The organism is Mycobacterium numidiamassiliense (genome assembly GCF_900157365.1).
GTDB classification, from domain to species: domain Bacteria; phylum Actinomycetota; class Actinomycetes; order Mycobacteriales; family Mycobacteriaceae; genus Mycobacterium; species Mycobacterium numidiamassiliense.
On the sequence record NZ_FUEZ01000003.1, the window covers coordinates 1038511 to 1063919 of the forward strand.

Below are 25409 nucleotides of genomic sequence, written 5' to 3' on the forward strand. Positions count from 1 at the left end.
CGGGCATGGCTGAACAACCGGGGCTGGCACGCCGACTCACTACCGTCGATGCCGTCGTGATCGGCCTGGGTTCGATGATCGGTGCCGGGGTGTTCTCGGCGTTCGGGCCGGCCGCCCGGGCGGCCGGTGCCGGGCTGCTTATCGGGCTGGCGCTGGCCGCGGTGATCGCTTATTGCAATGCGAGCGCGTCGGCCCAATTGGCCGCGGTGTATCCGACATCCGGCGGGACGTACATCTACGGTCGCGAGCGCCTGGGCCCCTGGTGGGGCTTCATCGCCGGGTGGGGATTCGTCGTTGGCAAGACCGCCTCGTGTGCGGCCATGGCGCTGACCGTCGCCGCCTATGCGATTCCGGGGCCGGCGTGGGCGCAGCGGATCATCGCGGTCGCCGCTGTGCTGTTGCTGACTGTCTTGAACTACCGCGGGGTTACCAAGACCGCGATGCTGGCCCGAATCCTGCTGGTGTGCACACTCATTGCGCTGGCCGCGTGTGTGGTGGGCATCGCGACGGCCAGGCCGGATCCATCGCATCTGATCGGTGCGCACGCTTGGTCAGCGGTCACGGTCTACGGCGTCCTGCAATCGGCCGGGCTGTTGTTCTTCGCGTTCGCCGGGTATGCCCGTATCGCGACGATGGGCGAAGAGGTGCGCGATCCGGCGCACACCATCCCGCGGGCGATAACCCTCGCGCTGGCGATAGCGGTGGCGATCTACCTGATTGTCGCCGTGGCCGCGTTGCTCGCCGCGGGCCCCGACCGGCTCGCACACGCGGCGGCGCCACTGGCCGAGGCGGTCCGGGCCGCGGGGATTCCGGCCCTGGTTCCGGTGATCACAGTCGGGGCCGCGCTGGCGAGCATGGGTGCGCTGCTGGCACTGGTCGCCGGACTCGGGCGCACCGTGCTGGCGATGGCCCGCCATCACGATCTGCCGGCCTGGCTGGCTGCGGTGCACCCGCGCTACCGGGTACCGCATCACGCCGAGATCGCGCTCGCCGCGGTGGTCTGTGTGCTGGTGGTCACCGTCGACCTGCGCGGGATGATCGGCTTCTCCTCCTTCGGGGTGTTGATCTACTACGCGATCGCCAATGCCGCCGCTTACACACTGCCCGGCGCCCGGCGACGTGTCCTGAACATCTGCGGCCTGACCGGGTGCGTGCTGCTGGTCGTTACGTTGCCGTGGCAGTCGGCGGTCGCCGGACTGGCGGTCTTCGCTGTCGGGATCGCCGGTCGCGCCGCGGTTTTGCGTCGGCGAGCCTGACGGCGTCGCCCGCGGCGTCGCGCGGCCCCGCCTCGCTTCGCGTGTGCGGTGACGGCGTCGCGTGTGCGGTGACGGTGGGAATCCGGCGATTTTCGCGCCCTGGACGCACGCTCACCGCCCTGGCCGCACGCCCGATCCGCTACAGCCCGGCCGCGCGGGCGACCCGCGCGAAGCGACTGTCCGGCCCACAGGCGTCGCGCACCACGGCGATGTCGTCGGCGATATCGAAATCGGCCAGCGACTCGACCGCGACAGGATCAATTCCGTTGTCGTGCAATGCTTTCAATGTGAGCTCGCCGGTATCGGATTGAGACATCGGCACGGTACGTAGGCAGTCGGCCATACCCGGGGTCTGCACCCCAAGCGCCCACCACCCGCCGTCGCGGGCCATCCCGAGCACGGCCGGGGCCTGGAGCAGTCGGCGGGCGCAATCGGCCAGGAGCCCAGACGTCACTTGCGGGGTGTCCATCCCGATCTGCAGCACCGGATACCCGCTCGACGAGTCGGCGTGGGCGTTGGCGAGCCGATCGGCGAAGCCGTCGCCGCGTTGCTCGATCACCGTGAACTCCTCGAGCCGATACCGGATCTGCGCCGCGCCGGCGGCGGCGTCCAGATCGCCGGCGAGTGCCACCACCCGCGCCGCGACCGGCGTATCTGCCACCGCGTCCAGGGTGTCCAGCAGTGCGGCGGCCGCGATGTCGGCGGCCACCAGATCACCGACCGTCGCGCCTAGCCGCGTCTTGGCCCGGCCCGGTTCCGGCGCCTTGGCGACCACCAGCAGGGTCACGGGCAGGCCGCTCATGAGATCACCTTCCAAAAGTCCAGGATCGCGGTCACGCTGCCCCGCAGCGAACCGCTGACCTTGGATACACCGCCCGTGCGGGGGCCGTAGTTGATGTCGAACTCGACGACGCGCCAGCCCGCGGCCGCCGCCCGGACCAACAGCTCAAGCGGATACCCCGAGCGCCGGTCGACGACACCCAGATTCAGCAATGCCTCGCGCCGGGCCACCCGCATCGGCGCGATGTCGTGCACCGGCAGGCCGTGACGGGTGCGCAACCGCCAGCTCATCACCACGGTGCCCACCCGCGCGACCCACGGCCAGTGCAACCCGGGCACGGGCCGGCGCCGGCCTACCACCAGATCGGCGCCCTGCTCCAGCGCGGCCACCAGCCGCGGCAGGTCGGCGGGGTCCATCGAACCGTCGGCGTCGATGACCGCCACGATCGGGGTCGTCGCGGCGACCACGCCCGCGTGCACCGCCGAGCCGTAGCCGGGCCGCCGTTCGGCGACCACCGCGGCCCCGTGCAGTGCGCCCACCGCGGCGGTTTCGTCGGTGCTGTTGTTGTCGACGACCAGCGCTCGATAGCCGGCGGGAATGGCGGCCAGCACCGCCGGCAGCGACTCCGCCTCGTTCAGGCACGGCAGCACGACAGTGACCAGTTCGTCGGGCACGGGCTCAGCTGTGGCTATGCGGTTGCTGCGGGGCCACGGGCGCCTGCGTGTGCGGTTGCGTCGGGATCACCGGCGCCTGGGTGTGCGCCGGTGCCTGAGTCGGCGCCTGCGTGGGTGCCTGGGTCGGCGCCTGCGTGGGTGCGACGGTCGTCGGCGCCTGCGTGGGTGCCTGAGTTGGCGCAACGGTCGTTGGCGCCACAGACGTGGGCGCGACGGTCGTCGGAACGGTCGTCGGCGCAACCGTTGTCGTCGGCGTAATCGGTGAATAGGGGGTCGTCGTCGGAGCAACGGTCGTCGTGGGTGTGATCGGCGTGTAGGGCGTCGTGGTCGGAGTCGTAGGTGGCGTGTACGGGGTGGTCGTCGGCGTCGTGGGGGCCGTCGGCGTCGTGGGAGTCGTCGGCGTCGTGGGAGTCGTCGGCGTCGTGGGAGTCGTCGGCGTGGTGGGAGTCGTCGGCGTCGTGGGAGTCGTCGGCGTGGTCGGTGTCGGATAGGGCGGGTTCCAGGGCGGCACCCAGGGCTGCGGCCGCCAGCCCGGGAACGGAATGATGATCGGCACCGGGACCGGCACACCCGGGTTCGGGTTCGGGACGAAGCCCGGAACTCCCGGCTCACCCGGTGCACCCGGCGTCACGGGAACCGGGCCGCCAGGCGCCGGGCCCAAGCCCGGCGTCACCTGGGCCGGAGCCGGAATGACACCGCCCTGGTATCCCGCGTTGGGCGCCTCCGGCGGGGGCGGCGGGACCGGCGCCTGCTGCTGGGTGGGCAAGAGCGGCATGAACTTACCGGGGGCCGCGTTCTGGTGTCCCACCACTGCTTCTTCGCTCGCGGTCGGCCGAACGGCGACCACCAGCGCGACGGCCAGCGACGCGAAGCCGACTATCGCGAACGCGATGACCGCATTGCCGATCAGCAGCGAGCGCCTGTCGAGCTTCAGCGGGCCGGTATCGGCCTCGGCGTCGTAGTAATCGCCGAACTCGTCGAAGTCGTCCGCAAACAGATCGGCGTCGTCCTCGGCCATCGAGTAGGCCAACTGCTGATCGGCAGCGGCCGCGTCGGCGGGCACGATCTCCGTCGCATCGCCGGCCAGCCCCGCCGCTGGGGCCATCGCCGTCTCGTCGCCGGTGAGCACCGCGGCCGGCGCCATCGCCGTCGCATCCGGGGCCAGCGGCGCGGCCGCCAACGCGGCGCCGCGGGCGAGCGCGAACGTCGGGTCCTCGGCGATCTGCACCCGCATCGTCGACGTCTCTCGAAGCTGGTCGGCAACCCGGTCGAGATCGGCCGACGCGCCCACCAGGTAGACATCCCTGGTGGTGTCCGGCTGGTCGCCGAGCCTGGCCATCAGCGTGTCCAGCGTGGCCGTCTCGTCGCCGACCGTCAGCGGGCCCCGCGCCAGCAGGGTCGGCGGCGCATCCTCGTCGTCGGTGGCCATATCCACCAGCGACAGCGTTGCCGTCTCGTCGTCGAACAGCAGGGCCGCACCGGGTCGCCCGGCGGCGCGCATCAGGGACTTGACGGCTTGCGACTCCGACAGCACCGCGACGTTGTGCACGCCGGAATCCTCCAGCGCCTGGCGCAGCTGATCGGCTTTGGGATTGTCGGTCCAGCACAACCGGGTGCCGACCAGGCGATGGTTCTCCCCGGCCAACAACCGATTCGTGCCGACGACGGTCTCGAGCAGTTGCTCGATCGGGTTGTTAGCCAAGTCGACGACGGACTGGTCGATGACGTCGGGGGCCCCGACACCCGTTCCGACAAGCGCCAAGCGGGCAACGGGGCCGGTGACCGCGACCCCCAACACCACGTCCATCCCGGCTCTCCTTCGGCTGGCACCCCAGAACCAGCATGTCCCGGCATCATTAGACTGCGATACCGTCGGCACTAACAATCATTCGGGCAACAACATTCGTCTACGAGCGCAGCGTAACCAGTTTGCCAAACGGCGGCGCCCAACCGTGTTCTCGCAGCCGGACGTAGTTAGCCACTGACGCGTCGCCCGAACGGAGATTATGTTTCCAAGTAAGCAACGCAGTCGCCGCGGCGGGGGGCTCCCTCGCCACACACGCGAAAGTGCGCCGCCAGTAACCGTCCTCGATACCCGGGGGGAACCGTGAGTCAGAGCAGCGACGACGCACCGACCGGTCCCATCGCCGGCGCCCGCGCAACGCAGTCACCCGCCGGCCCGCAGCGGACCGCTGGGCAGCCGAGACCCGCCGGGCTACATCCGCAGGCCGGGCTGCACCCGCAGGCCGGGCCATCGCGCCGCTGGACCATGGTGGTCAAGGGGAAGGCGGCCGGCCTGCTGATCGTCGGCCTGCTGCTGCCGTGGAATCTGTATTTCGGCATCGGAATCCCGGACAGCAACACGACCCTGTTCGCGGTGTTGGGTGCGGTGACGCTGCTTTCCCTGATTGCCGTTGCCCTGCCGGCTGCGAAGCCAGGGGCAAACCGGGTTCGGTTGGCGCTCAACGTCCCCTACCTGCTGCTGGTACTTGCCTTCGTCGGCTTCGACGTGTTCGAAACCGTCCGATTCGGTGGCACTGTGAACGTGCCGGGTGGCGTCGGGCCGGGCGCGTGGCTGGGCATCGCCGGCGCGTTGCTGAGTGCGCAACCGGCGATCACCGGGGCCACCGAGGACGGGGCGTTCGGCCGGTGGGCGGGGTCCGCCCGGATCATCGGCTACGCGTCGATAGTCCTCGCGACGGCCAGCTTCGGCTTCAACCTGTACTGGCGGGTGCGCTACGCGTTGCACGGCCCTGGCGATTCCGCCCAGTTCGGCAAACAGAACATCGCGGTCATCGCCACCGCGGTGGTCTACGGCGTCGTCGCGTTGATCGCCGTGGTCGTCGCGTCGCGGTGGCTTGTTCGCAGTTCCAAGGGTTCTCGGCTGGAAACCGTCGCCCTCGGCGCGTCGACGGTGGTCGCCGGGATCATCGTGTGGCTCCTGCCCGTCGGTCGTGACATCGATGCGTTCCACGGCATCGCGCAGAACACCTCGACGGCCGGGGTGGGGTTCGAGGGGTATCTGGCGTGGGCGGCGGCCGCGGCGATTTTCGCGCCGCGCGCCCTGGCCCGTCAGCGCCATCCGTCGACGACCGAAGAGAACGCGTGGCGGACCGCAGCCCGAAATGGCTTGCTGCTCATCGCCGTCTGGTGCCTGGGGTCGCTGCTGATGCGGATCGACGATCTGGCCGTCGCGGTGACGCTGGACTACCCGTACTCGCGATACGACACCCTGGTGCTGGCGGCCTTCGATCTGGTTACCGCGGTCCTGGCCATCTGGCTGCGCATCAACCTGGTCAACGAGAGCCTGTCGGCGCGACTGACCTCGTCGCTGTGCGGGGTTGTCGCGACGCTGAGCATCGCCCGCGTCGTGGTAGGCGTCGCCCTGGCGCCGCGATTCGCCGAGCCACCCACTGCCGTCGCCGAAAACCCGGTCTACGGAAACGATCTCGCCCAACAGATCACCAGCACCTTCGACGTGACGCTCGGCGTGCTGGCCGTGTGCATCCTCGTGGCAGCGATCATCACCGGGCACTTCAGCGGTCGCCGGCTGCGGCGCCAACAGCGCCGCGCCACTCGCAAACGCGTTGCGCCGGCCGGCGCTCCCCCACCACCGGTGGCCGAGCAGACGACCCGCATCCCGGTCCCCGGAGCCGCACCGCCGTCGGCCGCGGCCACCACCCGCATCCAAACCGGGCCGCCGACAACGCAATTGGCGCAGGGGCCGCGGATCTTCCGGGGCGACGACTCGACCACGGGGCAGATCCCGGTGCCCAAGCCCCAGATCTACCGGCCGCCGAACTCTTAACGCAGCGGCGCGAAGGCGAACTCGCGCAGGCCCGCACGCGGATCGACGGCCGCACGGAAACCCAGCACCGCGGCGGCCCGGCCGGGGTCCGCGACGATATGGCGCACGTCGCCGCTGCGATACTGCCCGGTCACGACCGGGCGCACCGAACCGTCGCGCGCCTCGCACAGCGCGCCGGCCACCTCCAGGATGGAAATGGGCCGTCCCGAGCAGACGTTGACCGCCGTGAAACCGGAGCCGCCGTCCGCCAGGAAGCCGGCCGCCGCCAGGTTGGCCGCGGCCACGTCGTCGACGTGGACGAAATCACGCATCTGCCCGCCGTCCTCGAAAACCCTTGGTGGATCGCCCTTTTCCAACGACGAACGGAAGATCGCGGCCACTCCGGAGTAGGGGGTGTCGCGTGGCATGCCAGGACCGTAGACATTGTGGTAGCGCAGCGCCACCACCGAGCCCCCCGTCGACTCCGACCAGGCCAGCGCGTAGTGCTCCTGAGCGGTCTTGCTGGCCGCGTACAGGCTGCGCGGCCGCAGCGCCGCATCCTCGTTGACGAGCTGCCAGCGCAACTCCTCGCCGCCGAGGGGGCAGCGGTGCTCGAAGATCCCCGCGTCGAGGTCGGCGCGGCTGCGCGGCAGCGGGTCGATCGATCCGTGCTCGGGACACCGATAGCGCCCCTGCCCGTAGACCACCATCGACGACGCCAGCACCAGACGCCGCACCCCGGCGGCGAACATCTGGGCCAGCAGCACGGTGGTGGCGAGGTCGTTGTGGCCGCCGTAGGCCGGCGCGTCTGCGGCGTTCACGCCGGCACCCACCATCGCGGCCTGATGACACACCAGGTCCACCCCGTCCAGCAGCGGTGCCAACGCCTCGGCATCGCGGACGTCGACGAGTTGACATCCCTTCGGCAACAAGGAATTTGGGCCGTGCGCAGCGGGCAGCAACAGGTCGACGCCGACCACGTCGTGACCCGCGGCCCGTAGGGCCACAGCCACCCGCGACCCGATGAAGCCGGCCGCGCCGGTGAGCAGCACCCTCATGGCAGCTCGAAGGGCAGCGTGACGCCGGTGTGCGCGAGGCAGTGCGTGCAGTCGCGGTCGACGGCGATCCGGCCGATCGCCGCGCGCACCAGCTTTTTGAACAGGCCCATGTTCTTTTCGAATTGCGCAAAGACGTCGACGGCCTTCACACCCTCCCCCGCGGCAATCCCCGCGTCCAGATCGGTCACCAAAGCGACTGCCGCATAGCATATTTCGAGCTCCCTGGCCAGCACCGCCTCCGGATAGCCGGTCATGTTCACGAGGGAGAACCCGGCCGAGGCGAACCACTGACTTTCGGCTCGCGTGGAAAACCGCGGCCCCTGGATCACCACCATGGTGCCGCCGTCGACCACGCCGGGCAGGCCGGTGACCGCGGCGCGCAACGTCGGGCAGTACGGGTCAGCGAAATCGACGTGGATGGCCCCGGAATCGAAATAGGTGTCGGCGCGGCCGGAGGTTCGGTCCACCAGCTGGTCGGGCACCACCACGGCACCCGCGCCGTGGTCGGGGGTCAGGCTGCCCACCGCACACGGCGCCAGAACGCGGCGCACGCCCAGCGTGCGCAAGGCCCACATGTTGGCGCGGTATGGCACGGTGTGCGCCGAGAATTCATGGCTCGCGCCGTGCCGGGGCAGGAACGCGACGTCATGCTCGCCGATGGTGCCGACGGTGATCGCGGCGCTGGGCGCACCGTACGGGGTGTCGGGGGTGACCGTGCGGACCTCCGCATCGAAGAACGTGTAGAAACCGCTACCGCCGATCACTCCGAGCATCCGCCCATTGTGATGCATAGGGCAGGATGGCCTGGTGGCCAGTGTTGCGCAGTGGATCTCGGGTGCGCGGCCGCGGACGCTGCCCAATGCGGTGGCACCGGTCATCGCGGGCACCGGCGCGGCGGCCTGGCTGCACTCGGCCGTGTGGTGGAAGGCGCTGCTGGCGCTCACCGTCGCGCTCGCCCTGATCATCGGCGTCAACTACGCCAACGACTACTCCGACGGCGTCCGGGGCACCGACGACAACCGGGCCGGCCCGGTGCGCCTGGTGGGCGCACGGCTGGCCTCCCCCCGATCGGTGCTGGCCGCGGCGGTGACCAGCCTGGCGGCGGGCGCGGCGGCGGGCCTGGCGCTCGCGCTGCTGTCCGCACCGTGGCTGATCGCGGTGGGGGCCGCCTGCATCGCGGGGGCGTGGCTGTACACCGGCGGATCCAGGCCCTACGGCTATGCCGGCTTTGGTGAGGTCGCGGTTTTCGTGTTCTTCGGCCTGGTCGCCGTGCTCGGCACCCAGTACACCCAGGCATTGCGGGTGGACTGGGTCGGCCTGGTACTGGCGGTGTCCATCGGGGCGCTGTCGTCGGCGGTGCTGGTGGCCAACAACCTCCGCGACATCCCGACCGACACCGAGTCGGGCAAGATCACCCTGCCGGTGCGCCTGGGCGATGCCCGCACCCGGGTGCTCTACCAAGCGCTGCTGGCCGTTGCCGGGGTGCTGACGCTGGTGCTGATGCTGGCGACGCCGTGGTGTGCCGTCGGGTTGGCGGCCACGCCGCTGGCGCTGCGCGCCGCGAAGCCGGTGCGGACCGGCCGTGGCGGGCCCGAGCTCATTCCGGTGTTGCGCGACACCGGACTGGCCATGCTGGTGTGGGCCGTCGCGGTGGCGGCGGCCTTGACGCTGGCCCGCTGAGCAGCATTGACTGAGCTCGCGGAGAACCTGAGCTCAACGCGCATCGACGGATCCCATAACAATGAGGGTTGACTTCGGCCCCTGTTTCGCCGCTAGCTGGATGAACACCGAGCGAGGAGCGCAAATGTTGCAGATCGCCGCGACCAGTGGGCCCACGAACATCGGATTGCTGAGTGTCGGGGCCTACCGCCCCGAGCGGGTGGTCACCAACGACGAGCTGTGTCAAAACATCGACTCATCCGACGAGTGGATCTATTCACGCACCGGCATCAAGACGCGCCGTTTCGCGGCCCGCCACGAATCCGCCGCTTCGATGGCGATCGAGGCAAGCCGAGAGGCGATCGCCAAGGCCTCACTCGCGGCGGCCGACATCGACGGCGTGATCGTCGCCACCAGCACCCATTTCCTGCAGACCCCGCCGTGTGCGCCGGAGGTCGCCACGGGGCTGGGCGCGACGGGCATCTCCGCGTTCGACATCGGGGCGGGGTGCGCCGGCTTCGGGTACGCGCTCGGCGTCGCCGCCGACATGATCCGCGGCGGCAGCGCCGCCAAGATGCTGGTGATCGGCACGGAGAAACTGTCGCCCACGGTGGACATGCTGGACCGCACCAACTGCTTCATCTTCGCCGACGGCGCGGCCGCGGTGGTGGTGGGTGAGACGCCGGAGCAGGGCATCGGACCGACCGTGGCGGGCAGCGACGGCGAACAGGTGAATGCCATCCGCCAGGACATCGACTGGATCGACTACATGGACGAACCCACCGGCCCGCGCCCGTTCCTTCGGCTGGAAGGCAGCGCGGTGTTCCGTTGGGCCGCATTCGAGATGGGCAAGGTCGGGCGCCAGGCCATGGACGCCGCGGGCGTCCGGCCCGACGAGATCGACGTGTTCATCCCGCATCAGGCAAATGCCCGCATCAACGAAGTGCTGACCAAGAACCTCGAGCTGCGCTCGGACGCGGTGCTGGCCAACGACATCGAGCACACCGGAAACACGTCCGCGGCGTCCATTCCGCTGGCGATGGCCCAACTCCTGGCGACCGGGGCGGCCAAGGGCGGCGATCTGGCCCTGCTGATCGGATACGGCGCGGGCCTGAGCTACGCAGCGCAGGTCGTGCGGCTGCCCAACGGCTAAGAGCCCGACTCCTCGTCACCGTCCGCGCCGGGTTCGTCGTCGACGGCCTCACCGCGCAGCCGGGCCTGCAGTTGATCGCGTTCGGCGCGCCGGCGTTCGCCGGCGATCGCGAGCGCGGCCGTCGCGCGGCGACGCTGCCGGCCGAACAGCCAGATCCCGAGTGGCATCGCGATGATCAGACCGAACAGCGCCGCGACGGCGATCGGGAACTCGCTGACCCCGAGCAACCGCGCCGCCAGGTAGATCGCGCCGGTCAGCACGACGACCAGCAGCAGCCGCGCCACCGCGTACCCCACCACATCGAGAAGCACGCGATCTTTGGCGGCGTCGTCCGCGTTGTGCGCGGACGGGTCTCCAGTGCTGTTGCCGCTCGGCCCTTCTGACACGGTACGAGCCTACGGCGCGGGTATATTCGGCAAAGGAGGTGTAGATGCTCTACCTGCTGATCGTCCTGGTGTTGGGGACGCTCGTTTACATTGGCTGGCGCGCGGCGCGGTCACAGACCCACCGAGCGAAGAGCCGCGTCATCGGGCCCGACGACGATCCAGATTTCCTCCGTCGATTAGGACGCGGGGACGACTAACCTCCGTTAGCTCAGGCCCAAGTTCGGCTGGTCGCCGGGAAACCCTTCGGCCACAACGGCGGCCAGCTCGGTGAGCGCTTCGCGCGTCTGCCTTCGCAGTTGCCCCAGCGAGATCTCGCCGCCCTCGTCGAGATGGGCGTCGTAGGGCACCAACCGCACCGCGCGGCAGCGCCGCGAGAAGTGATCGATGACCTTGGTCATGTCGACCTTGCCGGTCTTCGGCCGCACCGCGTTGATGACCGCGATCGAGTTGCGGACCAGCGCTTCGTGGCCGTGTGCGTCCAGCCAGTCCAGCGTCGCCGAGGCGCTGCGCGCGCCGTCGATCGAGCCAGAGGCGACCACGATCAGCAGGTCGGCGTTCTCCAGCACCGACGACATCGCCGAATGCAGCAGCCCGGGGCCGCAGTCGGTGAGCACCAGGCCGTAGTACCGCTCCAGGATGTCCAGGGTGCGGCTGTAGTCGTCAGCGCTGAATGCCTCCGAGATGGCCGGATCGGTCTCCGAGGCGAGGATTTCCAGCCCGGTCGGGGCCTTCGAGGTGTAGCGGCGGACGTCGCTGTAGCGCTCGATGGTGCCGGCGTCGTGCAGCAGCTGGCGCACCGTGGACGTCGTCTCCAACGGAATTTTCTGGCTCAGCGTGCCGCGGTCGGGGTTGGCGTCGACGGCCACCACCCGGTCGCCGCGGACGGTGGCGAAGGTCGCCCCCAGCGTCGCGGCGATGGTGGTCTTGCCGACGCCGCCCTTCAGTGACACCACCGCGACGCGGTAGCTACCGCGCAGCGGCCGGTTGATCGACGCGACCAGGTTGTTGTGGCGCGCCGCGCGTGGGCTCTCGCCGAGGTTGATCAGCTGGCCGGAGGCCAAATAGAGCCACCGGCGCCAGCCCTCCGAGGGCGGCGGCTTGATCGGGCGCAACAGCATGCCGGTGGACAGTTCCGGGTACGGCGTGTGCGGCAGGTGCTCGGGCCGGTAGGGCGCGGGCTGCGACTCGGTGCGCGGCGCGTCGGGTGGGCCGCTGTAGTAGGCGCCGTAGGCGGTCGGGTCCATTCGCGGTATCCCGGTGACCGGAGTGGAATCCCAGGGCGGCAGCCCGGCCGGCGGGGGCGCCTCACGACGTTCTGAGCCGGGGACGCGCCGCTCGGTGCGGAATCCCGCGAACGCGCGCGTCGGTGCGTCGCCGCCGTCCGCGGGCGGCTGGCCCGGGTGCTGCTGAGGATCTTGTGGCATCTCCGTCGTCGGATGCTCGGGCGCCCCCACGCCGCTGGTTGTCTGCTCGGACACGTGCACTTACCCCCTGTGCGTCTTACTTCAGTCGGTTCCTAGCCGTCACCCCACGCCCGCATACGAATGCAGACCCACCGTCACCAGGTTAACGAAGAACAAATTGAAGACCATTGCCACGAACCCCGCCACATTGATCCAGGCGGCCTTGCGGTCCCGCCAACCCGCGGTTGACCTGGCATGCAGGTACGCCGCATAGATGACCCAGGCCACGAACGACACCGTCTCCTTGGGATCCCAGCCCCAATATCTGCCCCACGCCTCTTCGGCCCAGATTGCGCCGAAGATCACACCGAAGCCGAAGACCGGGAACGCGAAGATCGTGGTGCGGTAGGCGATGCGGTCCAGGGTCTGCGCGTCGGGGAATCGCTGTATCACCCGCGCAAGTGCGCCCTCCGCGGACGGTTCGCCCAGCCCGGACGTCTTCAGCAGGAACAGGATGCTGGCGATGCCGGCGACCAGGAACACACCCGAACCCAGGCTGACCACCGAGACGTGGATGGGCAGCCAGTAGGACTGCAGGGCGGGCATCACCGGCGCGGCATTGGTGTACAGCCAGCGTCCGGACACCGTGAGCAGGATCAGCACCGGGAGAAGCAGGAAGACCCAGAGTGGGCGGTATTGCGGGCGGCGCAGCACGATCGCCCCGGCGATCAACCCGCACATGCAGGTCAGGTTGATGAACTCGTACATGTTGCCCCAGGGCACCCGCATGGTGGCGAGCCCGCGTAGCACGATGCAGGTCAGCAGCAACCCGATGCCGAGATAGGTGACGGCCAGGCCGGCCCGTCCGACGCGCTCGTCGAACGGCCGCTGCGGGGCCTCCTCGACGATGCCCGGGGCCGTGCTGTCGGCGGAAACCGCGCCGATCAGGACCCCGGCGCGGTGGTCTGAGCGCCGGGCGCCGACGTAGGCCAGCTCGAAGGCCAGCAGCAGCAGCGCGACGACCAGGGCCACCACCGCCGAGGTGAATGCCCAGTCGGAGTAGCGCGCCAGGCCGATGTTGACGTGCAGGGTATTCATGTGACGTCCACCTGAGAACTCCTTCTGGACGCTGCGGGCTCGCCGAGATCGGCAACCAACCGCTCCGTCAGCTTCTCGAACTCGTCGCCCCACCCGGAATTGTCGGTGCGGGCCAGGCCACCTAGCTCGACGTTCACCGTACCGGGCGCCTGACCGGCCGGCGTCAGACGAACCCACACCCGGCGGCGGCGCACCAGCAGCGACACCAGCAGCCCGCCCATCATCGTGATGGCGAAGATCAGCACCCAGGTCTGGCCCGGGTCATGGGAGACCTGCAGGTTGACGAACGGCACCGCGCCGTCGAAGCGGACGACGGTTCCGGCGCCCGGGCCTTGGTCGATCCGGACCTCTTGGCCGGCGCGCAGGTTGACCCGCTTTTCCTTGGTCAGCCGGCCCTGCTCGAGCAGCCGGGGATCCAGGGCGAACAGCGACTGCGGCCGGCCGCTGTCCAGACCGGTGTCGCCGCGATAGATGTCGACGGCCACCGCGGGGGCATCCAGCGCCGGGAATCGCGACGACAGCAGGACGCCGTCGAGTTGCTCGGTCGGCGCCAGCAGACCCTGGATCGCGATCTCGTGTTGACGACGCTCGATGCCGTTGGGGTAGCTGCCTGCCGGCGGGTCGATGCGCGCAACCCCGGACGACAGCAGGGTCTGCGGGTTGTCGGGCCGCCACTGCACGGTCGACGTGCGCATCTGCCCGTCCGGGAAGGTCACCGTGAAGGTGGGCGCGTAGCCGTGACCCTGCAGGTAGACGCGGTCGCCGCCGACCCGCAGCGGGTGGTTGACCTCCAGCCGGTAGGGCCGCCAGTTGTTGGCGCCCAGATCGCGCCCAGCCTGATAGTCGATGTTCGCGGCAAACGAGGTGGCCTGCCCCGACGGCAGATAGTGCGCCTGAAAGTCGTTGACCCGCACGCAGATCGGGTGCAGCGAGGTGCCGTCGACGGTGTTTCCGGCGCGGAAGGAGTCGAAGGCGGCGGGGGAGGCCGAGCAGAATCCGGGGCCGCCGTCGGCGATGACGATGACGTTGCCCTCGTACCCGAACAGCTTGCCGACGGCCACCGCGACCAGCAGGCCGAGCAACGAGAAGTGGAAAACGATGTTACCCAACTCGCGCAGATAGCCCTTCTCGGCGGAGATCTCGACGGCCTCGGTGTCCTCGTTATGCCGGATGGCGGTGCGCCAGCCGCGCAGCCGACCAGCGATGGTGTTGACCACCGCGTTCAGGTCGGCCTCGTCGGCGAGGGTGAGCTCGGAGCTGGTGTGCTTGGGCAGCCTGCTGAGGTTTCGCGGGGCGGCGACGGGCGTGGCCCGCAGGCTGCGGGCGTGCTCGAGCATCCGCGGGGTGAGGCAGCCGACCAGCGATACGAACAGCAGCACATAGATGGCGGTGAACCAGAAGCTGGAGAACACGTCGAAGGCCTGCAGCTGATCCAGCCACGGACCGATCGTCGGATGTGCGGCCAGGTATTCGTCGACCTTGCCGGCGTTGAGGCTGCGCTGCGGCAGCAGGGCGCCGGGGATCGCACCGAGCGCGAGCAGACACAACAGCACCAGCGCGGTGCCCATCGAGGTCAGCGCGCGCCAGGTGTTGCGCACGTAGGCGACTATCAGCGGGATCAAATCGGCAACCTCACGTCGCTGACGAAGGCGTCGCGCAGCCAGGAGATGAAGTCGTTCCACACACCGGTGACCAGCAGCACGCCCACCGCGATCAGCAGGATGCCGCCAAAAATCTGGATCGCCCGGCTGTGCCGTCGCAGCCAGGCCAGGCCCCCCACTGCGCCGGCCGAGCCGAACGCCAGCAAGACGAAGGGGATGCCCAGCCCCAGGCAGTAGGCGATCACCAGCACGATGCCCCGCGCGACGTTGGCGCCCTGGGTGGCCGAGGCGACGGTGATCACCCCGGTCAACGTCGGCCCCAGGCACGGCGTCCAGCCCAGCGCGAACACCGCGCCTAGCAGCGGCGCCCCCGCGACGGTCGTCAATTGCGTTGGGCTGAAGCGGATTTGGCGCTGCAGGGCCGGGACGAAACCCACGAAGACCAGACCCATGACGATGGTCAGCACGCCGCCGACCCGCTGCAACACCAGCTGGTTGGTGATCAGGGTGCTGGTCATCCCGAGTACGGCGACGGTGCCGAGCACGAACACCGTGGTGAACCCCGCAACGAACAATGCCGCCGATCCCGCGACACGCCACCGGGCCGACGGCGGGGCCTTGATCGCGCCCGGGGGCGGCTGCTCGTCGACCCCGACGACCGCGGCCAGATACGACAGGTAGCCGGGCACCAGCGGCACTACGCACGGCGACGCAAACGACACCAGACCGGCCAGCAGGCACACGCCCAGTGCCACCAGAAGCGGTCCGGCGGCGGCGATCTGGGTGAACTGGTTCATTGACCCGGTTCCCGGGCCAGCCGCTGGACCACGGGCTGTAGATCGGCGGCGAGCAGTTCGCGCAGGAACACCGCGGCCACCCGGTGCTGGCGGTCCAGCACCAGCGTGGACGGGATCACGGTGGTGGGGTACTTGCCGCCGAAGGCGATCAGGGTGCGCATCGCCGGGTCGAAGATCGACGGGAACGTCACCCCGCGGTCGTCGATGAAGTCCAGCGCGGCCTGGCGGTTGTTGTCACGGACGTCGATGCCCAGGAAGGACACCCCGGAGGCCCGGGTGGCGTCGTACACCTGCTGCAGCTGGCTGACCTCGGCCCGGCACGGGCCACACCACTGCCCCCAGACGTTGATGACCACGACGTTGCCGGCGAAGATCGGGTCGTCCAGCGACCGCGGGTGCGCCGGGTCGGCCAGATCCGGCCCGGACAGCGGGCCGGGGTGGCTACGGCTGGCGGGCGGGTCGTAGTAGAGGTCGGTTTTGCCTCCGGGCGAGACGAATTCGAAGGTGCCGCCCTGCGCGACGGCGTCGCGACCGGAGCAACCTGACAGCAACCCGGACACCACCACTGCCCCGGCGAGGGCCAGCCGAAACGTGCTCAAGCGACCACCGGTTCGAAGTACTCGACGTCGACGAGGCGATCGCCCTCGTACACCAGGGTGGTCACGGAGGCCAGGCCGCATTCCCGTCGCCGCGGGTCGTGCCACAGCCGCTTGCCGGTCAGATGCAGCCGCAACGTCCACACCGGCAGCTGATGGCTGACGCACACCACCTCATGACCGGCGGCACGGGCGCGCGCCTTGTCCACCGCGGTCCTCATCCGGTCCGCGATCTCGACATAGGGCTCGCCCCACGACGGGGTGAACGGGTTGCGCAGCTGCCACCAGAAGCGCGGGTCCCGCCAGGCGCCGTCGCCCGGGCCCATGCGCTTGCCCTCGAAGAAGTTGGCCGATTCGATCAGGTCGGGGTCGGCGTCCACGGGCAGGCCGTGCTCGGCGGCGATGAATCCGGCCGTTTCCTGGGCCCGCTCCAGCGGCGAGGCGATGACGGCGACGACGTCGCGGTTCCCCAGCGCCTCTGCCACCGCGGCCGCCTGCGCTTTCCCCTTGTCGGACAAGCGAAATCCGGGCAGTCGTCCGTACAGGATGCCGTCGGGGTTGTACACCTCGCCGTGTCGCATCACATGGACCCGGGTCTGTTCGGCCATCAGGGCCTGCCCTCCTGAGTGGCATTCGCGGCCGCACGGGCCGCACCGGGCAGCGCGTCGGCGATACGGTCAAAAGCGTTGTCATCCAATGCCGTTGAAACAAACCAGGCTTCGAAGGCGCTGCACGGCGGGTACACGCCCGCGTCGAGCAGGGCATGGAAGAACGGTGGGTAGCGCCACGTCTGGCTGCCGCGCGCGGACGCGAAGTCGGTGACCGGCCTGTCGCTGAAGAATACGCTGAGCATGTTGCCACCCCGCGGAATCTGATGTGGTACACCAGCATTCGTCAAGGCTTCGGAGAACAGCCCGGCGAGGCGGTCAGCGTTGGCGTCCAGCGCGGCGTAGGCCGCGTCGTCCGCGTTGCGCAGCGTGGCCAGCCCGGCGGCCACCGCCACCGGATTGCCCGACAATGTACCGGCCTGATACACCGGGCCCAGCGGAGCAAGCCGCTCCATCACCTCGGCCCGTCCGCCGAACGCGGCGGCCGGCAGCCCGCCGCTCATCACCTTGCCGAAGGTGAACAGGTCAGCGGCGACCGGATCGATTCCATGCCAGCCACTTCGGCTGACCCGGAAACCCGTCATCACCTCGTCGATGATCAGCAGCGCACCGTGTTCGGCGGTGACGGCGCGCAGCGCCGCGTTGTAGCCCGGCGCGGGCGGGACGACGCCCATGTTGCCGGGGCTGGCCTCCGTGATGACCGCGGCGATCTGGTCGCCGAACTGGGCGAAGGTCTGCCGTACAGCATCGATATCGTTGTAGGGCAACACAATCGTGTCGGCCGCGGCGGCACCGGTCACCCCGGGCGAGGACGGCAGACCCAGCGTCGCCACCCCCGAGCCGGCGTCGGCGAGCAGCGCGTCCACGTGGCCGTGGTAGCAGCCGGAGAACTTGACGATCTTGGCCCGGCCGGTGAACCCGCGGGCCAGCCGCACCGCGCTCATGGTGGCCTCGGTGCCGGAGTTCACCAGCCGGATCCGCTCGACCGGAGCCACCCGGTCGATGATCTCGCGGGCCAGCTGGATTTCTGTCGGGGTGGGCGCGCCGAACGACAGCCCGGCGGCGGCGGCCTTGGCGACCGCGTCGACCACGGCCGGGTGCGCGTGGCCCAGGATCATCGGGCCCCACGAGCACACCAAGTCGACGTAGCGGTTGCCGTCGGCGTCGGTGAGCCAGCAGCCGCGCGCCTCGGTGATGAACCGCGGCGTGCCACCGACCGCGGTAAAGGCCCGCACGGGCGAGTTCACCCCGCCCGGAATCACCGCGCACGCCTCGTCGAAAAGCCTCGCCGAGACGGTGACGGCTCCCCTGGCCGCAGCGGGGGCCTGATCAGTGCTGCCCATGAAGACCAGTGTTCCAGCCTTGGCAACGCGATCAACTACAGGGTGTAAGAGTTCGGCTACTCCTGCGCGGCGTGGATCACGGCGTCGACGATGTGACGGATGCGCTGCGCCGCCTGCTCGGGGTCGGGTTGGCCGGCGTCGAGCCAGGCGATGACGGCGTCCGTGGTCAGCGCCGGTAGCAGCGCCGCCGCCCAGCTGCGCCATCGCTCGTCGACGACCTCGGCGAGGTTGCGACGGGCGATCTCGGTCGCCGCTGATTGATGAGCCTCGATGACGTCGGAGAATTCCGGTTCACGCGGGGCGTAGCGGAAGAGCAGCCGGAAGGCGGCGGGATCGGCGGCTGCGGCCCGCAGCAGCGCGGGGATGCTGGTGTCGTCGAACGCGTCCGTGCCGACGACGTCGCGCAGCCGGTCGCCGGCGGATTCCAGGACCGCCCGGTAGAGGTCGGCCTTGGACGCGAAGTGCCGGTAGACGATGACGGGAGTCACGCCGGCCTCGGCGGCGATGACGTCGAGGCCGGTGTCGGCGAAGCCCGCGCGGGCGAACGCCCGAGTCGCGGCGCCGAGGATCTGCTCACGCCGTTGCGCGCGGGGCATCCGCCGTGTCGGCACAGATTTGGTCGTGGTCACCCGCAAATCCTTCTTGTCAAAGCTAGAGTTTACAACTAGCTTTGTATATGTCTGATTATACAAATGCATTGGAGGCGTGGTGGCCACGTCAGTCCAACTACCGCAATTGCCGTTCCGACACACGCACCCGCTCGAGACGGCGCCCGCGCTGCGCCAACTCCGGTCGCTCGGCACGGTGCATCGAGTGCGCACCCCGGTGGGCCACGAGGCCTGGCTGATCACCGGCTACGCCCAGGTGCGCGAGCTGCTCGACGACCCCAGGCTGGGCCGCTCGCACCCGCGGCCCGAGACCGCCGCGCGCAGCGGCGAATCGGCGCTGTTCGGCGGTCCGCTGGGCGACTTCGACACCGAAACAGCCGACCACACGCGGATGCGCGCCCTGCTGCAGCCGCACTTCTCCCCCAGGCACCTGCGCGGCCTGGCACCCAGGGTGGAGGCGCTGACCGCGGGGCTCCTCGACGACCTGGACGAGGCGGGCTCGCCGGCCGACCTGCACGCCGCGCTGGCGCTGCCGCTGCCCATCCTGGTGATCTGCGAATTGCTCGGGGTGCCCTACGCCGATCGCGACCAGTTCCGACAGTGGACGGACGACACCGCCAACGTCTGCGACCGTGCCCGGTCGGAACGCGGACTGGCCGAGCTCTATCGCTACGGCCTCGAGCTGGTCAAGCACAAACGCGCGCATCCGGGTGACGATGTGATGTCGAGGCTGTGCGCCACCGACGGGGTCTCCGACGAGGAGGCCGCCACCCGTTCCATGCATCTGTTGTTCGCCGGGCACGAGACGACCGTGGTCCAGATCGGCTGGGGCGTGCTCCTGCTGCTGTCCAATCCCGTTAGGTGGCAAGAACTTTCGGACAACCCGGAGTTGATTCCCCATGCGGTCGAGGAACTCTTGCGGGCCTCGACCCGCGGCGGCGCCGGCGTCGCGGGCATTCCGCGATACGCCCGTGCGGACTTCCGGATCGAAGGGGTCACGATCCGGGCAGGCGACCTGGTGCTGCTGGACATCGGATCCGCCAATCACGATCCGGCGGCCTTCGCCGAGCCGGACGCGGTCGATCTCGGGCGCGCGCAGACGGCGCACCTGACCTTCGGGTACGGGGCGCGTTACTGCCTCGGCGCCCCGTTGGCGCGCATCGAGCTCAAAACCGTATTCGCGCAACTGATTCCGCGATTTCCGTCGATGCGGCTGGCGGTCGACTGTGCGACCCTGACGGCGCGCGACGACGTGCTGGCCGGCGGGCTTGGTGAACTGCCCGTGACTTGGTGAAACCCAACGGACGTGGGGGCAAAGACATGCCGACAACCGGGGAATGCGGGTTGAGTGAGCCGGGTCCGGCGAGTTGGATGGTGGTATGCAACTTCCACAAGGCCTGGCCCGCTTCAACCGGCACGTGACCAATCCCATTCAGAAGCTGTGGGCCGGCTGGGCCCCATCGTTCGCCATCATCGAGCACAAAGGCCGCAAGTCCGGCAAGGAGTTCAGCACGCCGGTCAGCGCGTTCAACGCCACCGTCGACGGCAAGCCCGGCATCGCGGTGCTGCTGACCTACGGCCCGGACCGCGACTGGCTGAAGAACCTCAAGGCGGCCGGCGGTGGACAGATGCGCCGCCACGGCAAGACGTTCGGCATCACCAACCCGCAGGTCGTCACCCGCGACGAGGCGGCCGAGCACGTGAGCAGCGGGACGCGGCGCGTGTTCGGGCGACTGCCGTTCGAGCAGGCGGTGCTGTTCAGCAAGACGCCCTAGCGCGTCGGGCGCGGCCGACCAAGTACAACCCGATCACCACCGCCCAGGACAACAGCGACAGCCACAGCTGGCTGCGCGCCGAGCGGTCGAACGCCATCTGCACCAGCACGGCGGTGATCCCGGCCAGCGTGAGAATCGACAGCACCGGGAAGAACCACATTTTCAGCGCAAGCTCGTCGTCGGGGGTACGGCGGCGCAGCACGATCTGCGACAAAGCGATCAACCAGTAGACGAACAAGATGATGGCGCCCGAGGAGTTGAGCAGGAACAGGAACACCGTGCGCGGCGCCAGCCAGGACATCAGCACGCAGCCGAAACCGATCGCCGACGAGAACAGGATCGCGGCCGACGGCACTCCGCGGCGGCTGAGCTTGACCAGCGCCTTGGGTGCCTGGTCGCGGTCGGCGAGCACGAACAGCATCCGGGACGCCGTGTACAGGCCGGAGTTCAGGCAGGACAGCACCGCCGTGAGCACCACGGCATTCATGGCCTCATCCGCGCCGGCCAGACCCATGTGTTTGAACGCCGCGACGTACGGCGAGGAGCCCAGCTCCACCGAGTTCCACGGCAGGATCACCACGAGCAGAAAAACCGACCCGACGTAGAAGATCGCGATACGAGCGACCACCGATCTGGTCGCTCGCCGCACCGCAAGCACGGGGTCGCGGCTTTCGGCCGCGGCGACGGTGACGATCTCGGCCCCCACCATCGAAAAGATCACCACCACAATGGCGGCGAACACCGCACCAACGCCTTTCGGGAAGAACCCGCCCTGCGCCGTCAGGTTGGCGAACCCGCCGTGATGACCGGGCCACAGCCCGAGGATGAACGCCGCGCCGATGCCGAGAAACGCGACGATGGTCGCGACTTTGATTCCGGCGAACCAGAATTCGAACTCGCCGAACGACGACACCGAGAACAGGTTCGTCGCGGTCATCAGCACCATCAGGCACAGCGAGAGTAGCCACAGCGGCGCGTGGAACCAGTAGTTGAGCACTTTTCCGCCGGCGACGGCTTCGAACCCGACGACGATCACCCAGAAGTACCAGTACAGCCAGCCGACGGAGAAGCCCGCCCAGCCACCGAGTGCGGTGGCCGCGTAGTCGGCGAACGATCCCGTCGACGGGTTCGCGGCGGCCATCTCGCCGAGCATGCGCATCACCAAGACGACCAGCAGACCGCATAGCGCGTAGGTCAGGAACGCGGCGGGCCCGGTGTCTTTGATCACCACGCCGGATCCGACGAACAATCCCGCTCCGATCACGCCGCCGAGCGCGATCATACTGAGCTGTCGCTGGGAAAGGCCTTGCCGCAGCTGCGAAGTGCTAGCCATGACTAGCCACCTCCTGGGCCTTGGCCGTGCCTGCGACCTGATACTGGTCACTAACCCCAACACACCGTCGAGCGGGGCACCACCCGGGCACCCCTCGGACCGTGGTCAGTCCAGGCGGCTGGCAACCACGGACCACACCGCACGGTGCACCAGGTGGTCTTCCAGCAGGGGGTCGATAACGCCGAGCCGATGCACCAGCGGTCGCATCCGCTCCAGGATCTCGCCCTAATGCTCTGACGCGAATGTCTTCATGGCGTCGAACGTCTCCTTGAGGAAGCGGGCCTGATAGGTCGTGCTGCCCAGGTAGTCGATGCGCCATCCGCTGGCACCGAGAACCCGCTCGAAGTTGTCGGCGGGTATAGCTGTCCACTGCAGTCCGTTGACGTTGTCCGGGCTGAACTCGAACATGTACAAACGCGCCCCGGGTTTGGTGCCGGTGCAGCGCCTGCGCGTACCGCGTCTGGATGTCCTCGTCATTCAAAACACGTGATAGAACGCGCTGTCCACCACGGTGTCGAATCGGCCCTCGAAACCTTCCAGCCTGGTGGCGTCGCCCACCTGGAAATCGACCGGCACCCCTGCTCGCTCGGCGTTGTGCTTGGCGCGCTCGATGGCCGACGGCGAATCATCGATCCCTGTTGCCGAATATCCTTGCGCTGCAAAATGAATAGCGTGGTAGCCGGGACTGTACCGGGATCGAGCACCTCACCGCGGATCCCGCCGTAGGCCACAAGTTGCTGCACTGCCGGCTGCGGGCCGCCGATATCCCAGGGGATCCGCCTGTCGGTGTGCTCCGCCTGGTCGTGGAGCTGTTCGAAACCGGCGCCGTTCGCGTCAGTCATTGTGTTCTCGCTTCCCTGTCACTGCTGACGGGGCACGGCAATCTTCGTAGTGCAGCCTACTGAGAAGCGCGATTTTCTACTGCGGGTCAGCTCACAGATACAGGTCGCGCTCGCGCAGGAGCGACGTCGCGACCACGCTAATCACTGCCGTCCCAACCAAATACCCGCATGCCAGCCACGGCGCGCCATGCTGGGCCGCGATCAGCGCGGTCAAAATCATCGGGGTCACGCCCGAGGCGTAGATCCCGGAGAACTGGTAGACGAACGACAGTCCGGTGTAGCGGCTTCGGGTCGGATACAACGACGAGAAAAGCGTGCCCTGGGCGCCGTAGAAAAGCGCGTGCACGACGCCGAACACGACGACCATCGCCAGGCCGAACAGGACCAGGTTCTTGCTCCCGAACAGCGCGAACACCGGGAACGTGGCCAGGCCGTAGAGGACCACACCCGCCAGGTACACCCGCCGAGGCCCGAAGCGGTCGGACAGCACACCCGATACGGGTAGCAGCACGGCCATCACCAGCGCGGCGATCGTCACCACGAGCAGGACGGGCACCTTGTGAAAGCCCAGCGCCCCAGTGGCGTAGCTGATGGCGAACACACCCCAGGTGTTGAATGCTGAGCCCTCGGCCCAGCGGGCCAGCAGCCCGAGCAGCGTATTGCGCCTGGCGCGAGCCCCGCGGAAGATGTCGCGGACCGGCACGGTGGAGGCCGCCTCGATGTCACGCAGCTCCTGAAATGCCGGCGTTTCGTCGACCTTCAGCCGCACCACGATTCCGACGGCCACCAGCACCAGGCTCAGCAGGAACGCGATGCGCCAGCCGTAGGCCAGAAAATCCGCCGAGCCCAACGCAACCTGTAGGTAGGCGAAAATCCCGGTTCCCAGCGCCAGTCCGAGGGCCAGGCCGATCTGCGGGATCGCGCCGTATCGGCCACGTCGGTCTCCCGGGCTGTGTTCGACGGCCAGCAGCACCGCGCCGCCCCACTCGCCGCCCAGCGCGAAGCCCTGCAGTATCCGCAGCACCAGGAGCAGCACCGGCGCCCATATCCCGATCTGTGCGGCGCTCGGCAATACCCCGATGAGGGCCGTCGCGAAGCCCATGATCAGCATGGTCAGCGCCAGGCTGCGCTTGCGGCCGATCCGGTCGCCGATGTGGCCGAAGACCAGGCCCCCGACCGGCCGCATGACGAACCCGACGGCGAAGGTCGCGAACGCCAGCAGGGTTCCCACGAACGAGCTGGCATTGGGGAAGAACAGCTTGTTGAACACCAGCCCGGCGGCGGTGGCGTAGAGGAAGAAGTCGTACCACTCCACCGTGGTGCCGAGCAGGCTCGCGGTGACGACGGTGCGCAGCCGCCGGCGCCGATCGGCGTCGGTTTCGTCCAGGCTGTCGGCCGCCGCGGGTGCGGGCAGCGTGGTCGACATGGCTACTGCGCCGAAGCGACCGCGAACGGCGTCGCCGCACGGGGCTGGGCCCGGCGATGGGGGTGCTTCCACAACCGCATCCGCTCGAGCAGTGGCAGCACGCCCTCACCGAACCAGTAGGCCTCTTCCAGGTGCGGATAGCCCGACAGGATGAAGTGCCGGATGCCCAGTTGCGCGTACTCCGCCAGCCTTTCGGCGACCTCGGCGTGCGACCCGACCAGGGCGGTGCCCGCGCCCCCACGAACCAGGCCGACTCCGGCCCACAGGTTGGGCCCGACGAGCAGTTCGCCGCTTTTGCCGCCGTGCAGGCTCAGCATGCGGCGCTGCCCCTCCGACTCGCTGCGGGCCAGGCTGGCCTGGACCCGTTGGACATCGGCGGGGTCGACGCCGGCCAGCAGCCGGTCCGCCTCGGCCCACGCTTCTTCGGCGGTGGGGCGGCTGATCACGTGAATCCGCAAGCCGTACTGCAGGACCCGGCCGGCGTCGACGGCGAGCCCACGCACCCAGTCGAGTTTCTGCGCGACCGCGGTCAACGGCTCGCCCCAGGTGAGGTAGACGTCGGAGTACTTGGCGGCGACCGGCCCGGCTGATCCCGACGAGCCGCCGAAGAACACTGGGGGTATCGGGTCGGGTTGGTTGTTCAGCTGCGCACCCTCGATCTGGATGTGTTCTCCGGTAAACGTCACCGGCTGCTTTGCGGTCCACAGTTCCCGCACCACGTGCAAGAACTCCCCGGTACGCGCATACCGCGCATCTTTATCCAGGAAGTCGCCGTAGGCCCGCTGTTCGTGCGGCTCGCCGCCGGTGACGACGTTGAGCAGCAGCCGTCCCTCGGAGTGCAGCTGGAAAGTTCCGGCCATCTGCGCGGCCAGCGTTGGGCTGAGCAGCCCCGGCCGGAATGCCACCAGGAACTTCAGGGTCTCGGTGCGCTCGATGAGCGCTGCCGTCGTCAACCAGGCGTCCTCACACCACAATCCGGTGGGGGTGAGCACCGCTTCGAAACCGTTGTCCTCGGCCGCTGCGCAGATCTGGTGCAGGTACCGCAACGTGGCCGGTCGGTCCCCGTGCATGGCCGTGCCGTGGCCCCCGGCGACGAGGTTTCGCGAATCCCCGTACGTCGGTAAAAACCAATGAAATGCCAGGCTCATCCAGTCCTCTTCCACTCTCGCTCCGCCGTCGACCGGCGCCCGAAACCATGCACGAAAGCTCCATCGTGCGAAACATC

24 protein-coding genes and 1 pseudogene are annotated in these 25409 nt (G+C 69.0%); 7 read left to right on the forward strand and 18 right to left on the reverse strand.

Annotated features, from left to right (window positions below):
* The first annotated feature begins 5 nt into the window (after positions 1–5).
* Positions 6–1256, forward strand: coding sequence for an APC family permease (locus MNAB215_RS04770; RefSeq protein ID WP_077077681.1), 1251 nt, complete (start codon positions 6–8; stop codon positions 1254–1256).
* Between the two features lie 139 nt (positions 1257–1395).
* On the opposite strand, the gene MNAB215_RS04775 is transcribed toward MNAB215_RS04770, so the two are convergent.
* From MNAB215_RS04775 to MNAB215_RS04785, 3 genes are read right to left on the reverse strand one after another with little or no spacing between them, the layout of a single operon-like run.
* Positions 1396–2058 carry a TIGR04282 family arsenosugar biosynthesis glycosyltransferase gene (locus MNAB215_RS04775; RefSeq protein WP_077077682.1) on the reverse strand — a complete coding sequence of 221 codons (663 nt, stop codon included), beginning with the start codon at positions 2056–2058 and terminating at the stop codon, positions 1396–1398.
* A complete protein-coding gene (locus MNAB215_RS04780; RefSeq protein ID WP_217348906.1) occupies positions 2055–2711 on the reverse strand; it encodes a glycosyltransferase family 2 protein in 657 nt (218 codons plus the stop codon). The genes MNAB215_RS04775 and MNAB215_RS04780 overlap by 4 nt, the downstream gene beginning before the upstream one ends.
* A gap of 4 nt (positions 2712–2715) precedes the next feature.
* Positions 2716–4518, reverse strand: coding sequence for a DUF7159 family protein (locus MNAB215_RS04785; RefSeq protein WP_077077683.1), 1803 nt, complete (start codon positions 4516–4518; stop codon positions 2716–2718).
* A 462-nt stretch (positions 4519–4980) separates the two neighbouring features.
* Here MNAB215_RS04785 and MNAB215_RS04790 point away from each other — a divergent pair, with 462 nt between their 5' ends.
* Positions 4981–6519 (forward strand): DUF7937 domain-containing protein, encoded by a 1539-nt coding sequence (locus tag MNAB215_RS04790; protein WP_245830192.1) that lies wholly within the window; start codon positions 4981–4983, stop codon positions 6517–6519.
* Here the strand turns inward: MNAB215_RS04790 and MNAB215_RS04795 are convergent.
* Complete coding sequence (locus MNAB215_RS04795) at positions 6516–7556, reverse strand: NAD-dependent epimerase/dehydratase family protein (protein ID WP_077077685.1); 1041 nt, start codon at positions 7554–7556, stop codon at positions 6516–6518. The genes MNAB215_RS04790 and MNAB215_RS04795 overlap by 4 nt on opposite strands.
* Positions 7553–8329 carry an S-methyl-5'-thioadenosine phosphorylase gene (locus tag MNAB215_RS04800; RefSeq protein ID WP_245830127.1) on the reverse strand — a complete coding sequence of 259 codons (777 nt, stop codon included), beginning with the start codon at positions 8327–8329 and terminating at the stop codon, positions 7553–7555. The genes MNAB215_RS04795 and MNAB215_RS04800 overlap by 4 nt, the downstream gene beginning before the upstream one ends.
* A 34-nt stretch (positions 8330–8363) precedes the next feature.
* On the opposite strand from MNAB215_RS04800, the gene MNAB215_RS04805 reads away from it, so the two are divergent.
* Both MNAB215_RS04805 and fabH read left to right on the forward strand, forming a co-directional pair.
* Positions 8364–9236: a 1,4-dihydroxy-2-naphthoate polyprenyltransferase gene (locus MNAB215_RS04805; protein ID WP_077077687.1), complete on the forward strand. Its 873-nt coding sequence runs from the start codon at positions 8364–8366 to the stop codon at positions 9234–9236.
* Between the two features lie 124 nt (positions 9237–9360).
* Entirely contained in the window at positions 9361–10368 is a 1008-nt protein-coding gene (gene fabH / locus MNAB215_RS04810) for a beta-ketoacyl-ACP synthase III (RefSeq protein ID WP_077078422.1), read from the forward strand.
* Here the strand turns inward: fabH and MNAB215_RS04815 are convergent.
* The gene (locus MNAB215_RS04815; protein WP_245830194.1) at positions 10365–10679 is read right to left on the reverse strand and encodes a DUF4229 domain-containing protein; all 315 of its coding nucleotides are present in this window, start codon (positions 10677–10679) and stop codon (positions 10365–10367) included. The genes fabH and MNAB215_RS04815 overlap by 4 nt on opposite strands.
* Before the next feature lie 119 nt (positions 10680–10798).
* Here MNAB215_RS04815 and MNAB215_RS29620 point away from each other — a divergent pair, with 119 nt between their 5' ends.
* The gene (locus MNAB215_RS29620; protein ID WP_165691527.1) at positions 10799–10951 is read left to right on the forward strand and encodes a hypothetical protein; all 153 of its coding nucleotides are present in this window, start codon (positions 10799–10801) and stop codon (positions 10949–10951) included.
* A 6-nt stretch (positions 10952–10957) separates the two neighbouring features.
* On the opposite strand, the gene MNAB215_RS04820 is transcribed toward MNAB215_RS29620, so the two are convergent.
* Genes MNAB215_RS04820 through MNAB215_RS04855 form a run of 8 tightly spaced genes read right to left on the reverse strand, consistent with a single transcriptional unit; the run spans position 10958 to position 18829 of the window.
* Complete coding sequence (locus MNAB215_RS04820; protein ID WP_077078423.1) at positions 10958–12232, reverse strand: MinD/ParA family ATP-binding protein; 1275 nt, start codon at positions 12230–12232, stop codon at positions 10958–10960.
* Positions 12233–12277: 45 nt separating this feature from the next.
* Positions 12278–13255, reverse strand: a complete 978-nt coding sequence (gene ccsB, locus MNAB215_RS04825; RefSeq protein WP_077077689.1) for a c-type cytochrome biogenesis protein CcsB — start codon at positions 13253–13255, stop codon at positions 12278–12280.
* On the reverse strand, positions 13252–14823 hold the full coding sequence (locus MNAB215_RS04830; RefSeq protein ID WP_077078424.1) for a cytochrome c biogenesis protein ResB: 1572 nt from the start codon (positions 14821–14823) through the stop codon (positions 13252–13254). The genes ccsB and MNAB215_RS04830 overlap by 4 nt, the downstream gene beginning before the upstream one ends.
* A 50-nt stretch (positions 14824–14873) precedes the next feature.
* Positions 14874–15653: a cytochrome c biogenesis CcdA family protein gene (locus MNAB215_RS04835; protein WP_077077690.1), complete on the reverse strand. Its 780-nt coding sequence runs from the start codon at positions 15651–15653 to the stop codon at positions 14874–14876.
* Positions 15650–16252 (reverse strand): TlpA disulfide reductase family protein, encoded by a 603-nt coding sequence (locus MNAB215_RS04840; RefSeq protein ID WP_077077691.1) that lies wholly within the window; start codon positions 16250–16252, stop codon positions 15650–15652. The genes MNAB215_RS04835 and MNAB215_RS04840 overlap by 4 nt, the downstream gene beginning before the upstream one ends.
* Positions 16249–16857, reverse strand: coding sequence for a histidine phosphatase family protein (locus tag MNAB215_RS04845; protein WP_077077692.1), 609 nt, complete (start codon positions 16855–16857; stop codon positions 16249–16251). Before MNAB215_RS04845 ends, MNAB215_RS04840 begins: the two co-directional genes overlap by 4 nt.
* Complete coding sequence (gene hemL, locus MNAB215_RS04850; RefSeq protein WP_077077693.1) at positions 16857–18200, reverse strand: glutamate-1-semialdehyde 2,1-aminomutase; 1344 nt, start codon at positions 18198–18200, stop codon at positions 16857–16859. Before hemL ends, MNAB215_RS04845 begins: the two co-directional genes overlap by 1 nt.
* 56 nt (positions 18201–18256) lie before the next feature.
* Complete coding sequence (locus tag MNAB215_RS04855) at positions 18257–18829, reverse strand: TetR/AcrR family transcriptional regulator (RefSeq protein ID WP_245830128.1); 573 nt, start codon at positions 18827–18829, stop codon at positions 18257–18259.
* Between the two features lie 79 nt (positions 18830–18908).
* Here MNAB215_RS04855 and MNAB215_RS04860 point away from each other — a divergent pair, with 79 nt between their 5' ends.
* Together MNAB215_RS04860 and MNAB215_RS04865 are read left to right on the forward strand one after the other, a co-directional pair.
* Entirely contained in the window at positions 18909–20102 is a 1194-nt protein-coding gene (locus tag MNAB215_RS04860) for a cytochrome P450 (protein ID WP_108637568.1), read from the forward strand.
* Positions 20103–20187: 85 nt separating this feature from the next.
* Complete coding sequence (locus tag MNAB215_RS04865) at positions 20188–20583, forward strand: nitroreductase family deazaflavin-dependent oxidoreductase (protein ID WP_077077694.1); 396 nt, start codon at positions 20188–20190, stop codon at positions 20581–20583.
* On the opposite strand, the gene MNAB215_RS04870 is transcribed toward MNAB215_RS04865, so the two are convergent.
* From MNAB215_RS04870 to MNAB215_RS04885, 4 genes and pseudogenes are all read right to left on the reverse strand, one after another.
* Entirely contained in the window at positions 20567–21916 is a 1350-nt protein-coding gene (locus MNAB215_RS04870; RefSeq protein WP_077077695.1) for an amino acid permease, read from the reverse strand. The genes MNAB215_RS04865 and MNAB215_RS04870 overlap by 17 nt on opposite strands.
* Before the next feature lie 105 nt (positions 21917–22021).
* Positions 22022–22758: pseudogene (locus MNAB215_RS30735) on the reverse strand (class I SAM-dependent methyltransferase).
* 91 nt (positions 22759–22849) lie between these two features.
* Positions 22850–24184: an MFS transporter gene (locus tag MNAB215_RS04880; RefSeq protein ID WP_077077696.1), complete on the reverse strand. Its 1335-nt coding sequence runs from the start codon at positions 24182–24184 to the stop codon at positions 22850–22852.
* Positions 24185–24186: 2 nt separating this feature from the next.
* Positions 24187–25332 (reverse strand): LLM class flavin-dependent oxidoreductase, encoded by a 1146-nt coding sequence (locus MNAB215_RS04885; protein WP_077078427.1) that lies wholly within the window; start codon positions 25330–25332, stop codon positions 24187–24189.
* Positions 25333–25409 lie beyond the last annotated feature (77 nt).

Bases quoted from the DNA above. Each gene is read 5' to 3' on its own strand.
- hemL (WP_077077693.1), bottom strand. From the start codon at position 18,200: ATGGGCAGCACTGATCAGGCCCCCGCTGCGGCCAGGGGAGCCGTCACC.
- MNAB215_RS04830 (WP_077078424.1), bottom strand. From the start codon at position 14,823: ATGGGCACCGCGCTGGTGCTGTTGTGTCTGCTCGCGCTCGGTGCGATC.
- MNAB215_RS04880 (WP_077077696.1), bottom strand. From the start codon at position 24,184: ATGTCGACCACGCTGCCCGCACCCGCGGCGGCCGACAGCCTGGACGAA.
- MNAB215_RS04845 (WP_077077692.1), bottom strand. From the start codon at position 16,857: ATGGCCGAACAGACCCGGGTCCATGTGATGCGACACGGCGAGGTGTAC.
- MNAB215_RS04870 (WP_077077695.1), bottom strand. From the start codon at position 21,916: ATGGCTAGCACTTCGCAGCTGCGGCAAGGCCTTTCCCAGCGACAGCTC.
- MNAB215_RS04775 (WP_077077682.1), bottom strand. From the start codon at position 2,058: ATGAGCGGCCTGCCCGTGACCCTGCTGGTGGTCGCCAAGGCGCCGGAA.
- MNAB215_RS04770 (WP_077077681.1), top strand. From the start codon at position 6: ATGGCTGAACAACCGGGGCTGGCACGCCGACTCACTACCGTCGATGCC.
- MNAB215_RS04835 (WP_077077690.1), bottom strand. From the start codon at position 15,653: ATGAACCAGTTCACCCAGATCGCCGCCGCCGGACCGCTTCTGGTGGCA.
- MNAB215_RS04795 (WP_077077685.1), bottom strand. From the start codon at position 7,556: ATGAGGGTGCTGCTCACCGGCGCGGCCGGCTTCATCGGGTCGCGGGTG.
- MNAB215_RS04800 (WP_245830127.1), bottom strand. From the start codon at position 8,329: ATGCTCGGAGTGATCGGCGGTAGCGGTTTCTACACGTTCTTCGATGCG.
- MNAB215_RS04885 (WP_077078427.1), bottom strand. From the start codon at position 25,332: ATGAGCCTGGCATTTCATTGGTTTTTACCGACGTACGGGGATTCGCGA.
- MNAB215_RS04865 (WP_077077694.1), top strand. From the start codon at position 20,188: ATGCAACTTCCACAAGGCCTGGCCCGCTTCAACCGGCACGTGACCAAT.
- MNAB215_RS29620 (WP_165691527.1), top strand. From the start codon at position 10,799: ATGCTCTACCTGCTGATCGTCCTGGTGTTGGGGACGCTCGTTTACATT.
- MNAB215_RS04790 (WP_245830192.1), top strand. From the start codon at position 4,981: ATGGTGGTCAAGGGGAAGGCGGCCGGCCTGCTGATCGTCGGCCTGCTG.
- fabH (WP_077078422.1), top strand. From the start codon at position 9,361: ATGTTGCAGATCGCCGCGACCAGTGGGCCCACGAACATCGGATTGCTG.
- ccsB (WP_077077689.1), bottom strand. From the start codon at position 13,255: ATGAATACCCTGCACGTCAACATCGGCCTGGCGCGCTACTCCGACTGG.
- MNAB215_RS04785 (WP_077077683.1), bottom strand. From the start codon at position 4,518: ATGGACGTGGTGTTGGGGGTCGCGGTCACCGGCCCCGTTGCCCGCTTG.